Here is a 14,135-nt window from a genome sequence, read left to right on the forward strand (position 1 = left end):
GTGCCCCTTGCTGGCCGGAAGGGGTATCAGGAATCGTTTATCGTCAGTTCAAAATACAGCCTGTCGGTGCGCAAGCGGCGCTGGAAATGCTGCCATTGGTCCTTGCGGGTCTCTGGCGGGGCGGATGTCGGTGGTGTCAGATCACTGCGCAGCACCCGGCCTTCCGCCTTGCGGTGCAGGGCCGCTTCGATCTGCGGCATCGGGTGCGCCCATGGCCGCGCCTTGCCCATGGCCCAGGCGGTATTGGCAGGTATCATCGCCACGAATTCGCGGGCGGCGTCGCCCTGCGCCATCCAGCCAAGATTTGCATGGGCATCATCGGGTCGCCCGTTCAGGGTTGCGTTATGCGAACCATGATGCCCGACCTTGTATAACACACAATCGCGCAGCAGATCGCGCGCGGTCACCTGCCCGGAATCGGTTGTCCAGGCCAGATCGGACCAACCGATCCAGCTGCCACGCTGCGCATCGCCGGTGAACAGCAGGGTCTTGCCGGTTCCGGGCAGCCGGAAGGCAAGGACAAGGCTGGTATTGTTGACTTCGTTGTTCAGGCGCAGTGCCATGGTGTCGGTGGGGTGCAGCCATTCATCATCAATCCGGCGCCAGGATTCATCCGCGTTGTCATAGACATCGCGGTAATACCCTTCGGGTGTCTTGCGGTCCGGGTTCGCGGCGAAAACACTGCCCGGTGCGATGCAATGGCGCGTGGCGAAGGGCGCAATAGTCTGATCCGGGCCTGATGCGGGCATCAGGGCAATGGAGAGGCCCTGACCCGCGCCATCAAGGCCAAAGCCACCGCGATGCAGGTCAAACATCTCTGCCCCCTGGGGGTCAAGATCCAGCAGCAAGGCGGGGTCACGCGGCGGCCCGAGCGTGAAGACTTCAGACCGCGCCACGAAAGGCAGGGCGACGGGCGGGTTTTCTGGGCTCAGAAATACCACATCGTTCTTGGCCTTTTCACGCAGCCATGCAATTGCACGTTTATTGGTTATGCCCGCGACTGCCATTTCAGCCAGCGCAGCCGCACGGGCATGCGGGTGGGCCGCTTTGGCTTGTGTGAAGGCGTTGCGAAGCGCTGCGCAATCATCGCCGGTTTCAGTTTCCACCAGTTCCGCCATGCGTGACGCCTGGGCAGCAAGACCGGGATGCGCGCGCAGCCGCGCTTCGGCAAAGGCAAGAGTGATCAGCGTGTCGTTGAATCTTGCGCGCAGATCATTGGCAAGCGGATCGTCGCCATCCTCGGTCCAGGCCAGCCAGACCTGCCCGACCGTCAGGCGGTCAAACAGCCGCTTTCCTGCTGATCTGCGGGAAAACCCGTTCACATGATCCTGATGTTCATGCGTGACAATGACAATGTCGATATGGCCACTGCATGCGCGAAAGATATCGTCGATGATGTCGTTAATACCGGCATCAACCTCTGATCCGTTTTTCAGGCCGCAATCGATCAGCACATAGACCGGGCGCGATTTTCGCCCGTCGCGCCCGGCGAAGGCCAGCAGGAAACAATCGCCATGTCCGTGACGGTACATGCGGATTTTCACACCGGAACGGGGCGGGGCCATGCGTGCCATCAATGCCCCCCGAAATGAAACTGGCCATGATGAACATGGCGGTGCAGCGCCGCGAAACTGGTGTCGCTGGCCGTTTCGGGCGCATCAAACGCATTCATCGGGGTGCCGCGTGCTGCGGCATAATAGGCGCGCACCTGTTCCAGACCCGCGTTTTCGTCAATGCGGCAGGGTGTGCAGATCACCCGGCGTATCCGGAAACTGCGCGTGTCGATCAGCAGGGTGCAGCCGGTGCGATAGGTGAAGTCGCGCTGCAATGTCTGGCGTTGCAGAAATGGGTTTTTCGCGTTCCACAGTGCCAATGCTTCGGCCTTTTGTCCGCTATCGGCCAGTTCCTGCACTGCGTGGTCCAGATAACCGTCCCGCGACTGAACCAGTTCCACCACATATTCGCGTTCAAAATGGCCCCGGTTGCCCAGACGGCTGGCAACGCGGACGGAACGCACCCGCATCGCGGGAAGGCCGTTTATGCCCGATCGCCGGATGGTTTGCGGCGCGTCATGGTCCATGCAGATGCCGATGGTCCGCAACAGGGCCGGTGGCTGCTTGACGACAATGCCCCAGAACAGGCGCGCGTAGAAGCGGCGCGCGTGGTGGATAACCTCGCGCGGGGTGGTGAATTCAAGTTCCAGCAGGTTTTGTTGAAGCAGTCCTTCTTTCGACAATTCGTCGGCGCGATCCTCGTTGCCTGTCGCTTTCAGGCGCTCACGCAGGGCGTTGTTCATACTGTTCAGCAATGCATTCTTGTCAGCTTCAAGCAAGCTGATCAGGCCAGGCTCAGCCCCGTCGGGTTCGGGGTGTTCTGCGCGCAATTCGACCAGCAGGCGATCAGGACGGGTGATCAGCACGCCAAATCTGGCCTGAAGCGTATCATCTGCAGCCCCGATGTTACGGGCGGCGTGTTCGAATGATGGCCAGATCAGGCTGCCTTCGGACAGGACCGGCATGCCGTCCGGCACAATGCCCCATGCGGCAAAGGCTTCCAGAAATGCCGCGCGGTAGCCATGTGCGTCTTCGGGAAACAGGTCATGATCGGCGGTGATGACGGCGCGCAGATAATCGCCAAAGCTGACATTGACTGGCGGCACATAATCCATGGCCCGGATACAGATGTTCAGCATGTGGCGCGCAGACGTTGCAGCTTCATCCGCGAGTCGCTTTACAAGGTCCGGGTCCGGGCTTCCCGGTCGCAAGATTCCACTGCCGCCGGATGCAATGCGAAACAGATCCGCCACGCGCGTCCGGTAGATATTCAGAAAAGCCCGAAAAACGGCAGCTACCAGAATGGCCCCGCGGGCATGCGGTCCGCGAGCATTGCGCAGCGCGGTATTGTCCGGCACATGGGGTTGCCATTCGCCGTCCACATACCCCCCGATCGCATCCCGCAGGGCACCGCTGCGCCCCAGCCCCTGACCGAATTCCTGCGCAAGCGCGCCGAGCAAACTTTGGCGTTCAAGATCCCCGCCTGTGCGCCCGATCTGGTCTTGCAGCACCCCGGCATGTGAAAAATGCTGGAAAATGGCAACAATGTCGGAAAACGCCTCATGCAGGGCAAGCATGTCGGGGTTTGACGGTTCAACGAAATGCGGGTGCATCCCGTCAAGGATTGCATGGCACATTTCATGCACGATGATGTCCTGCGACAGACAGGTGAACATCACTGTTCCCGGCGGTGCGGCGCGGCTTTGTGCATCAAGCTGGAAATACCCGAAAAGCACCGCCTTGCGGGCCGGGTCGTAATAGGCATTCGCTTCGCGCAGGGCGTGCGGATATAGCCGCAGCCTGGGGACATAGCTGTCCTTCTGCGGTGCGTCGGCTTTGCGCGGGGACCAAAGCACATAGCGCCCAAGCGCGCGTTCAAAATTGCCGATGGTTTCCATCGCAACCGCGTAGACCATCTGCTGATGGAATCGCGGATCATCCGCTGCTGGCGTCAGCCCGTCATTGAACAGCACTTCCGGGGAATTCAGGTCAATGGGCTGGTAGAACCGGCCAGATGCCGAATCGAAATCAACCACCTCAATATATTCCCCCGATGGCCCGAAGCACGGGGATTTGCGATCAATCGGGTCCAGCTCGGACGGGATTGACAGCGTGACTTCACGGATATTGCGGTTTCCCGGGCGGATCGCGGTCCAGGGATCAAATGCGAAAATACGCAGGCGGCGTGGTGGTTCAAAACCGTTGGGCATAAGGTTTACATCCGGAAAGCATGCGCAAAGCATAGCAGAACGCCCAAGGCTTGTCTGCATGTTGCCCGATATCGCGCAGCGCATCGTGGGTCTGGCCGCGACAGGGGCGCATGATGCCCAGGCCCGTGGTTCTGACCGGATGATCGGCAATTCAGCCGCGCGGTTTCACAACCAGATGAGGCAGGAACACGGGAATGACGCGGCCGCCTGACGGGGAAAGTGATTCATTCTGAATCTGTTTGGTCCGTCCCTGTGGCAATCCCCCGGCTTGCCGGATGGCCAAAGCTTATCTAAGGTTGTCGTAAAGCGCCCGCCACCGCAAAGTCCAGTACGCAAGCCAATTCAGGGATACATGCAGCATGACAGTCGCAAAGCAACATGAAGCGCAGGAAATCACCGGATTATTGCAACGCTGGAACGAGGCGTTGCGAACAGGTGATCCCGCAACAGTGGCCGCGCTTTATGCTTCCGATGCCATTTTGCTGCCGACAGTTTCCAACGAAGTACGCAAAACACCGGCAGCCATACGCAACTATTTTGAAGTTTTCCTGAAAAGACGGCCCAGGGCGCGGGCGATCGATCAGAATATCCGGCTGTTCGACGGGCTGGCGATAAATTCCGGCGTCTATGTCATTTCCATGCTGGACAATTCCATTCCGACCAGTGTGACCTGCCGCTACACTTTCATCTATCGTTGGGAGGATACGGGGTGGAAGATCATCGAACACCACTCATCGGCGATGCCCGAATAACACAATGCGGGGGTTTTAGGCCCTGCCAGATCGGGTGACGCGCAGACGTGCCTTATTCTTGCTGCATTCTTTGATTAAAAATTCCCATTATAATATGGTACCGCATCCCGTGACAGATGTGTCGCCTGCATGCGTTTCCGTCGGGAAGCTGGCACGAAAAGGGGGACGAGAATGGGCAAAATTGTTCAACTTCGGCAGCGTGAAGCCATCGCAGTCGATTCGAGTCATATTGCCGCGATGTTCCGCCATATGGGCGCGGTGCAGGCCGAAATGGCTATCATCACGACGATGGAACACCTAACGGCCCGTTTGCGCAAAATCGAATCCTCCATATCAGCGGGTACGCTGGATCAGGTTCCCTCGGACCTGCATGCCGCGCGTGAGCATGCAGAAGAAATCGGGCTTATTTCCCTGGCGGCAATCCTTGATCAACTGGAAACGGCATGCCAGCAGCAGGACACGACTGCGGCCCATGCTCTGTGGCATCGCGCGACCCGCGTGGGTGACAGTTCATTCGTGGATCTGTGGCAATTGCCGCTATTGCAGATGTGACAGGGCCGGTCCGCGGCGCGATACATGTCGCGTTCCTGCGGATCACTGTATTCCGGTCAGACCGGCACAGGCATCAATGACGTGCATGTTCCATCGGCCCTGCCTTTCTGCCTTCATCGCGCCTGTCCGGCACATGCAAAACCGGTTCCAACTTCTGCACAACATGCTGTAGGGTTGCGTTTCATCCGAACATGACCGGAAAGCCAACATGACTGAACTGACTGCCCCGCCATCCATGCGGTTTGTTGCCCAGAGCGGGCGCACCGTTCCCTTGCATCTGGTTACGGCTGACGGGCTGGCAGCATGGACTGAAATGCAGCCCCGGCGCATGCGCGCTTGGCTGGAGGCAACGGGTTTTGCCGCGCGTGTCGGGACAGTGGCCCTTGTTCCGGATCCGGACGGGGGGCTTGCTGCGGCGGCTGTCGGGCTTGGTTCCGACATTGACCGCCAGCGCACGCGCTTCAATCTTGGGGGGGCGCGCGCCAGATTGCCTGCCGCGACATTCCACCTGGAACATGCGTTGCCACAGGCAGCACTTGATGAAGAATTGCTTGGCTGGTTGCTGGCGGGCTACAGGTTTGACCGTTTCCGCCGCCCCGACGCACGCCCGCTGGCAGACCTGATCGCGCCGGATGGGGTGGATGTTGCACGTCTGGAAGCCATTGCCGCAGGCGAAGCGCTGACCCGCGACCTGATCAACACACCCGCATCCCATATGGGGCCAGAGGAACTGGAAGGCGCTGTTGTCGGGCTGGCAAACAGATTTGGCGCAGCGGTTTCGGTGATCTATGGTGACGATCTGCTATATCACAACTTTCCGTTGGTGCATGCCGTCGGGCGCGCATCGGACCGCAGCCCACGTTTGGTGGATATGCGCTGGGGCAAGGCTGGCCCGCTGCTTACGCTTGTCGGCAAGGGCGTGTGCTTTGATACCGGCGGGCTGAACCTGAAACCCGGCGCGTCCATGGGCCTGATGAAAAAGGACATGGGCGGCGCGGCGACAGTGATCGGCCTTGCACATATGATCATGGCGCAGGGTTGGCCGGTCCGGTTGCGTGTCATCATCCCGGCTGTCGAAAATTCCGTTTCGGGCAATGCCATGCGACCAGGCGATATCCTGTTGTCACGCAAGGGCCTGAGCATCGAAATCAACAACACCGATGCCGAAGGGCGGCTGGTTCTGGCTGATGCCCTTGCGCTCGCGGATGAGGAGCCGCCGGACCTGATGGTGTGCATGGCCACGCTGACCGGGGCCGCCCGGGTCGCGGTCGGCCCCGATATTGCCCCCTTCTTCACCCGGGACCGCGCGCTAAGCGATGCCTTGATGAAAGCGGGCGATGCAGTGCGTGACCCGGTCTGGCCGCTGCCGCTACATTCCGGATATGAAACCAATATCCAGCCGGCTATTGCCGATCTGGACAATGCGCCAGCTGGCGGCATGGCGGGCGCAATCACCGCCGCGTTGTTTCTGCACAGGTTTGTCGAGAACACGCCGCGCTTCGTGCATTTCGACATTTACGGGCATCAGCCCAGTGCGGCCCCGGCGCGGCCCAAGGGCGGGGTGGGGCAGGCTGCGCGGGCGTTGTTTGACGCGCTGCCCGCCGCGCTTGCGCTGTGAGCGATCCGCGCCTGACCCCGTTCAGCGGGCGCGTCGCGCTGGACGTGTTGCGCCCCGTGATGGACGCACCGCAATTTACCAGCGGGACGCCAATGCGTGTGGGTGCGGCAGTGGCGGACCTGCTGCGCCACCCTGACGGGCCGCGCGACAGGCAGGTTCTGCGGGGCGCGGCCCTGACCCTGATTGACCAGCGCGACGGGTATTCCTTCGTGCAGTTGCAGGCCGACGGGTATTGCGGCTGGTTGCGCGACACGGCAATGGCGGCCGATCACGCCGTCACGCACCGGGTTTGTGTGCGTGCGACCCATCTGTATTCCCGCCCGGACCTGAAAAGCCCCGAACTTGGCTGGCTGTCACTGAACACGCAGCTTCTGGTGACCGAGGGCGAGGGGCAATTCCTGCGCGCGCAGTGCGGGGGGTGGGTGCCGGTGCAGCATGTGGTCCTTGTGGACCGGCCCGCCCCTGATCCTGTCGCGGTGGCGGAAATGCTGCTGGGCACGCCCTATTTATGGGGCGGAAATTCCAGCCATGGCATTGATTGTTCGGGCCTTGTGCAACTGGCCTTGCAGGCCTGCAACATGCGCTGCCCTGCGGATAGTGACCTTCAGGCGCAGGCATTTGGTCCAGCCCTGCCAGCAGGCACTGCGCCCCGGCGTGGCGATCTGTTGTTCTGGCGCGGGCATGTGGCGTTTATCCGCGATGCTGACACGATCCTGCATGCCAATGCCCATACCATGTCCGTTGCGCTTGAGGGGCTTCGTGCGGCCATGACCCGTATCGCAGCGGAGGCCGCTTTCATCGCCCATATCCGGCCGACCCCGGCAGGGTGATGAGATTGGCCTGAATCACCTGTTTGCCGGGTGATTTCCGGCCTGAAGGGGCATTGGGAATGCCAAAAGCGTGGAGCAAAGGCCGCAGGGTTTGAAGGGACCGTCGCGCCAGTGGCGCGGCGAAAGCCCGGAAAACGCGCTATCGGCGGGCCGTACCGCGGCCTGCCGGTTTTGCTGGCGTCAGTCCAAGCCTTGAAAGCCGGAGTATGCCGCCTGCATAAAGTGAACTTCTACTACGTGGGACCGGCAGACCCCGGCCCGCCGATAGCGCGGGCTACAACCAAGCCCCCAACGTCCCCTTCAGGCCAATATTCAACCAGCCTTGGGCTGTAATCAGACATCATCCCGCCTGCCCCCGACACCCGGCAATGTATATTAAAACGGCGCAAGGACATTTCCTTGCGCCGTTTTGATTCAGGAAGGTGCGGCGGGTTACTCCGCCGGGACAGCATCCGCTTCATAGCTGAGCGGCTGGGTAAGGTGAATCAGCATTTCCCTGGGGCAAACCTGCAGGAAATTCGCCCGCTCGCTGTCCCAGTTGCGCAGGATTTCCAGCGCACGCTGCGATTCGGTTTCCTTGGCATGCATCTCGATCAGGCCTTTCAACTGATCTTCCCAATGGTCAACGGTGACCGGACAGGTGACCAGCGATTCCATATTGATCAGGTCTGTCGCCATCCCGTCGGGGTCATACAGATACGCCATACCGCCGGTCATGCCTGCGCCGAAGTTCGCGCCAATGCTGCCAAGGATGACGGCGACCCCGCCGGTCATGTATTCGCACCCGTTCGACCCGCAGCCTTCGATCACGACCTTCGCGCCGGAATTGCGCACCGCGAAACGTTCGCCCGCGCGCCCCGCCGCGAACAGATAGCCATCTGTTGCGCCATACAACACCGTATTGCCGATGATGGTGTTGTCATGCGCGATCAGGGGCGATGACATGCGCGGACGCACAACCACCATACCACCGGACAACCCCTTGCCGACATAATCATTGGCATCGCCGAACACTTCAATCTTCAGGCCCGGTGCGGCAAATGCCCCCAGCGACTGGCCCGCACTGCCCGCCAGTTTGACGGTCAGGTGGTCGGGTTGCAGATTATTGCGCATGCCGAACCGCTTGACGATATGGCTGGATGCGCGTGTGCCGACAGTGCGGTGGGTGTTTTCCACAGCATAGGACAATTGCATCTTCTCGCCATCTTCAAAGAAGCGCGCGGCATCGCGGATGATTTCGGCATCCAGCGTGTCGGGCACAGCGTTGCGCGGTTTGTCGCGGTCATAGCGAATATGCTCGGACCCGTCGACCGTCAGCAACAGCGGGTTCAGGTCCAGATCATCCAGATGCGCCGCACCACGGCTGACCTGGGCCAGCAGATCGGCCCGGCCGATGACTTCATCCATGGACCGCGCACCGATGCTGGCCAATATCTCGCGCACTTCCTGCGCGTAGAAGGTGATCAGGTTCACCACCTTGTCGGCATTGCCGGTGAATTTGGCGCGCAGGCGTTCATCCTGTGTGCAGACACCCACAGGGCAGGTATTCGACTGGCACTGGCGCACCATGATGCAGCCCATGGCAATCAGCGCCGCAGTGCCGATGCCGTATTCCTCGGCCCCCATCATTGCCGCCATGACAATATCGCGCCCGGTGCGCAGCCCGCCATCCGTGCGCAGGGTTACACGTTCGCGAAGCTTGTTCATAGCCAGCACCTGATGCGCTTCGGTCAGGCCCATTTCCCACGGCAGACCCGCATATTTGATTGACGTTGCCGGGCTGGCCCCGGTGCCGCCGTTATGGCCCGAAATCAGGATGATATCTGCCTTGGCCTTGGCCACACCGGCCGCAATTGTGCCAACGCCCGATGACGCCACCAGCTTGACCGTGACTTTCACGCGCGGGTTGATCTGCTTCAGGTCGTAGATCAGCTGCGCCAGATCTTCGATCGAATAGATGTCGTGATGGGGGGGCGGTGAAATCAGCGTCACACCGGGGGTCGAATGGCGCAGGCGTGCGATCAGCTTGGTCACTTTCATGCCCGGAAGCTGGCCACCTTCGCCGGGTTTCGCACCCTGGGCTACCTTGATTTCCAGTTCTTCGCAGGCGTTCAGGTATTCTGCCGTCACGCCAAACCGGCCAGACGCCACCTGCTTGATCTTCGCGCAGGGGTTGTCGCCATTGGGTAGCGGGTGTGCATGGGCGGGATCTTCGCCGCCCTCGCCACTGTCGGACTTCGCGCCGATGCGGTTCATGGCGATGTTCAGCGTCATATGCGCTTCGGGGCTAAGCGCCCCAAGTGACATGCCGGGGGTGACAAAACGCTTGCGGATCGCTGTGATGCTTTCCACTTCTTCAATTGGAATGGCCTTGCCCAGCGATTTGATGTCCAGAAGATCGCGCAGATGAATCGGCGGATTGGCCTGCATGGCTGTGCTATACTGTTTCCACAACGCATAGCTGGACTGGTTGCAGGCCTGTTGCAGCAGATGCATTGTCTGCGCTTCCCAGGCATGTTTTTCGCCAGTGCGGCGTGATTTGTAGAACCCGCCGATAGGCATAACATCCTGCCCGTCACGCCAACCCTTGGCATGGACTTCTTCCAGTTTCATCTGGATACCGTGCAGACCAATGCCGGAAATGCGGCTGTGCATGCCGGGGAAATATTCCGCGCACAGCGCGCGCGACAGGCCCACAGCTTCAAAGTTCAGACCGCCACGGTAGGAGGACATCACCGAAATGCCCATCTTGGACATGATTTTCAGAAGTCCTGCATCAATGGCAGCACGGTAGCGGCGCATTGCGGCAACAAGCGTGCCTTCGATCAGGCCACGGTCAATGCGGTCAGCAATTGTTTCCTGCGCCAGATAGGCGTTGACCGTGGTTGCGCCGCAGCCGATCAGCACTGCGAAATAATGCGGATCGATGCATTCCGCCGACCGCACGTTCAGCGAACAGAATGTGCGCAGACCCTTGCGTGTCAGCCAGCCATGCACAGCGCTGGTTGCAAGGATGATCGGCATCGCAACCTTGTCCGGCCCCTGATGTTCGTCGGTCAGGACCAGATGGCCTGCGCCCGAACGTACCGCATCTTCGGCTTCGGCGCGGATACGTTCCAACCCGTCGCGCAGCGCATCTTCGCCCGCGTCAACAGGGAAGGTGCAATCGATGAAGGCGACCTGATCGCCGAATTCGCGCACCATTTCGTCGAATTCGCCATTGGCAACAAACGGGCTTTCCAGAACCAGAATTTCGGTCTGGCTGCTGTCTTCATCCAGCACATTGCGCAGGTTCCCGAAGCGCGTATTCAATGACATGACGCGGAATTCGCGCAGACTGTCGATGGCGGGGTTCGTAACCTGGCTGAAGTTCTGGCGGAAGTAATGCGACAGCGGGCGATAGATTTCGCTGAGCACGGCAGACGGCGTGTCATCGCCCATGGACGCAATCATTTCCTTGCCGTCTTCGGCCATGGGCGCCAGAACCTGTTCCACCTCTTCAATGGTGTAGCCCGCCGCGACCTGACGCTTGCGTAGTTCTGCCGTATCCAGCTTGCGGTGTTCCGGCACATCGCGCAGCTTGTCATTCAGATCGACAATCTTGTCGTTCCAGTCGCCGAACGGTTGCGCCTGTGCCAGTTTATCCTTGATTTCGGTGTCGTGATACAGCTTGCCTTCGGTCATATCGACCGCGATCATCTGGCCCGGACCAAGCGCGCCTTTTTCACGGACGCTCAGTTCGTCGACGACCACCATGCCAGCTTCTGATCCTGCGATAAGCAAGCCGTCACCTGTTACCACATAGCGCATGGGGCGCAGCCCGTTGCGGTCCAGACCCGCGCAGACCCAGCGCCCGTCGGTCATTGCCAACGCGGCAGGGCCGTCCCAGGGTTCCATGACCGAATTGCAGTAGGAATACATGTCCCGCCAAGCCTTGGGCATTTCCACGGCCTGTTTGGACCATGCTTCGGGGACCAGCATCGTCTTGGCCATCGGCGCGCTGCGGCCTGCGCGTACCAGCACCTCGAACACGGAATCCAGCGCCGCCGAATCAGACCCGCCTGATGCGACAATCGGCTTGATGTCATCGGCCATTTCGCCAAATGCCGCCGACGCCATCCGGATCTCATGGCTTTTCAGCCAGTTCAGGTTGCCCTTCAGCGTGTTGATTTCGCCGTTATGCGCCAGCATGCGGAATGGCTGGGCCAACCACCATTGCGGGAAAGTATTGGTCGAATAACGCTGATGATAGATGGCAAAGGCTGATTCAAAGCGCTCATCCTTCAGGTCGGGATAGAATTCGGCCACCTGTTCGGCCAGCATCATCCCCTTGTAGATGATCGACCGGCACGACAGCGAGCAGATATAGAAACCCGCGATGCCCGCTGCGGTGATTGCTTTTTCGATCCGCCGACGAATGACATAGAGTTCGCGTTCAAACGTTTCTTCGTCCGTTCCTTTGGCGTTGCGGATCAGGATCTGTTCAATCTCTGGCCGTGTTGCATTTGCCTTTTCGCCCAGCACACTGACCGTCACCGGCACATGCCGCCAGCCATAGATAGCATAGCCCATGCGCAGAACTTCGGATTCAACGATGGTGCGCGAGCGTTCCTGCGCGGCAAAATCGGTGCGTGGCAGGAAAACCTGACCCACAGCCACCAACTGGTCCACCAATGGTTCATGGCCAGTGCGGCGGATCTTGTCATAGAAGAAGCTGACGGGGATCTGCACATGAATGCCCGCACCATCACCTGTCTTGCCATCGGCATCAACAGCGCCGCGGTGCCAGATGGCTTTCAGCGCTTCGATACCGTTTTCGACCACCTTGCGCGACGGTTTACCGTCCAGTGACACGACCAATCCCACGCCGCAGGACGAATGTTCGTCTTCGGGTTTGTACAGGCCATGTTCAGCGACAAAGGCACGGTGGGCTTCTTCACGGGCGGCCCAAGCGTCATCATATTGCGTCATGTCGGGTTCCTTCGACCGGAATTGGATTATTCGGCAGCGACCTGTGCGGGTGCCGAAAGATAATTCAGAATGGATTGCGCAGCTTCGCGCCCGTCACGAATGGCCCAGACCACCAGACTGGCCCCACGCACGATGTCCCCAACCGCCCAGACACCGGGCATGTCGGTTTCATGCGTGTTGAATTTCGCGCGAACGGTGCCCCAGCGGGTCACCGGCAATTCGGGCACACCCCAAAGCGTTGGCAGGTCTTCCGCTTCAAAACCCAGCGCCATGATCGCCATGTCGGCGTCTTCGGTATAATCCGCCCCGTCGATGACTTCCGGTGATCGGCGGCCAGACGCATCGGGCTGGCCCAGACGCATTTTCTGCACCCGGACACCCGTCACGCTGCCATCATCGCCGGTAACAAAACCAGCGGGTGCGGCCAGCCAGACGAATTCGACACCTTCTTCTTCGGCATTCTGGGTTTCACGGCGCGAGCCGGGCATGTTTTCGCGGTCGCGGCGATACAGGCATTTGACCGAAGTCGCGCCTTGCCGGATGGCTGTGCGCACACAATCCATTGCAGTGTCCCCGCCGCCAATAACGACCACGCGCTTGCCGCGCGCATCCAGCACACCCGAATCGAATTCGGCCACATCGTCACCGAAGCTTTTGCGGTTTGACGCGGTCAGGTAATCCAGTGCCTTCATCACGCCTGTCGCGCCCGCATTGGGCGCATTCAGATCACGGGCCTTGTAGACACCGGTTGCGATAAGCACCGCATCATGCTTGCCACGGATCGCATCAAAGCTGATATCATCGCCGACATTGCAGTTCAGGACGAATTCGACGCCGCCCTGTTCCAGTTGTTCAATCCGGCGCATGACGATGGGCTTTTCCAGCTTGAAACCCGGAATGCCATAGGTCATCAGGCCGCCTGCGCGGTCATAGCGGTCATAGACTGTCACTTGCACGCCGGCACGGCGCAGCACATCTGCCGCCGCCAGCCCGCCGGGACCAGCGCCGATAACTGCCACAGATTCCGGCCGTTCGGTGGTAGGGGTGACGGGCTTGACCCAGCCTTCCTGCCAGGCCGTGTCGGTGATGTATTTTTCAACTGACCCGATGGTGACAGTCCCGTGCCCGGATTGTTCGATCACGCAATTGCCTTCGCACAGGCGATCCTGCGGACAGATGCGCCCACAGATTTCAGGGAAGGTATTGGTGGACTGACTTATGTCATAGGCTTCCTGCAGGCGTCCCTGGGCCGTCAACATCAGCCAGTCGGGGATGTTGTTGTGCAGCGGGCAGTGCGTTTGGCAATAGGGTACGCCACATTGGCTGCAACGCCCGGCTTGCTCGGCCGCTTTCTCTGCGGCAAATTCGCGGTAGATTTCGTCGAAATCCTCGGTCCGCAAGTCCGCGGGGCGCTTTTGGGGCATTTCCCGCTCGACTGTCACGAAACGGAGCATTTGCTGCTTGGGCATGGCTGATCCTCCAGAATTCTGAATATGTGTCTTATCCAAGGGGGAAACCAAAGAAAAGTCATAACTACTGACCTAAATCAATTATTTTTTGCCCACGGGTGGAAAATTTTGCAGAATTATGTAATTATTATGTCATAACTACTGACCTAATAAGTGGGTTGCCTTCCCCGCAATGTGGAG

General features: G+C 59.9%; 9 protein-coding genes. 5 read left to right on the forward strand and 4 right to left on the reverse strand.

Annotation, left to right across the window (positions count from 1 at the left end; all coding sequences use genetic code 11):
* Window positions 1-26 precede the first annotated feature (26 nt).
* Together PUT78_RS10735 and PUT78_RS10740 are read right to left on the reverse strand one after the other, a co-directional pair.
* The gene (locus PUT78_RS10735) at window positions 27-1,574 is read right to left on the reverse strand and encodes a ComEC/Rec2 family competence protein (RefSeq protein WP_274352264.1); all 1,548 of its coding nucleotides are present in this window, start codon (window positions 1,572-1,574) and stop codon (window positions 27-29) included.
* The gene (locus PUT78_RS10740) at window positions 1,574-3,763 is read right to left on the reverse strand and encodes a gluzincin family metallopeptidase (RefSeq protein ID WP_274352265.1); all 2,190 of its coding nucleotides are present in this window, start codon (window positions 3,761-3,763) and stop codon (window positions 1,574-1,576) included. The genes PUT78_RS10735 and PUT78_RS10740 overlap by 1 nt, the downstream gene beginning before the upstream one ends.
* A gap of 58 nt (window positions 3,764-3,821) precedes the next feature.
* Here PUT78_RS10740 and PUT78_RS10745 point away from each other — a divergent pair, with 58 nt between their 5' ends.
* The 5 genes from PUT78_RS10745 (at window position 3,822) to PUT78_RS10765 (ending at window position 7,515) form a co-directional block, all read left to right on the forward strand.
* Window positions 3,822-3,974 carry a hypothetical protein gene (locus PUT78_RS10745; RefSeq protein ID WP_274352266.1) on the forward strand — a complete coding sequence of 51 codons (153 nt, stop codon included), beginning with the start codon at window positions 3,822-3,824 and terminating at the stop codon, window positions 3,972-3,974.
* A 148-nt stretch (window positions 3,975-4,122) separates the two neighbouring features.
* Window positions 4,123-4,515: an SgcJ/EcaC family oxidoreductase gene (locus PUT78_RS10750; protein ID WP_274352267.1), complete on the forward strand. Its 393-nt coding sequence runs from the start codon at window positions 4,123-4,125 to the stop codon at window positions 4,513-4,515.
* 171 nt (window positions 4,516-4,686) lie between these two features.
* Window positions 4,687-5,067: a hypothetical protein gene (locus tag PUT78_RS10755; protein ID WP_274352268.1), complete on the forward strand. Its 381-nt coding sequence runs from the start codon at window positions 4,687-4,689 to the stop codon at window positions 5,065-5,067.
* Window positions 5,068-5,275: 208 nt separating this feature from the next.
* Window positions 5,276-6,685 carry a leucyl aminopeptidase family protein gene (locus PUT78_RS10760; protein WP_274352269.1) on the forward strand — a complete coding sequence of 470 codons (1,410 nt, stop codon included), beginning with the start codon at window positions 5,276-5,278 and terminating at the stop codon, window positions 6,683-6,685.
* The gene (locus PUT78_RS10765; protein ID WP_274352270.1) at window positions 6,682-7,515 is read left to right on the forward strand and encodes a C40 family peptidase; all 834 of its coding nucleotides are present in this window, start codon (window positions 6,682-6,684) and stop codon (window positions 7,513-7,515) included. Before PUT78_RS10760 ends, PUT78_RS10765 begins: the two co-directional genes overlap by 4 nt.
* Before the next feature lie 432 nt (window positions 7,516-7,947).
* Here PUT78_RS10765 and gltB read toward each other — a convergent pair whose 3' ends face one another.
* Both gltB and PUT78_RS10775 read right to left on the reverse strand, forming a co-directional pair.
* Window positions 7,948-12,486 carry a glutamate synthase large subunit gene (gene gltB, locus PUT78_RS10770; protein ID WP_274352271.1) on the reverse strand — a complete coding sequence of 1,513 codons (4,539 nt, stop codon included), beginning with the start codon at window positions 12,484-12,486 and terminating at the stop codon, window positions 7,948-7,950.
* 26 nt (window positions 12,487-12,512) lie between these two features.
* Entirely contained in the window at window positions 12,513-13,955 is a 1,443-nt protein-coding gene (locus tag PUT78_RS10775) for an NAD(P)-dependent oxidoreductase (RefSeq protein ID WP_274352272.1), read from the reverse strand.
* Window positions 13,956-14,135 lie beyond the last annotated feature (180 nt).

It is taken from the genome of Roseinatronobacter alkalisoli, assembly GCF_028745735.1.
In the GTDB taxonomy this organism is placed as follows: Bacteria; Pseudomonadota; Alphaproteobacteria; order Rhodobacterales; family Rhodobacteraceae; genus Roseinatronobacter; species Roseinatronobacter alkalisoli.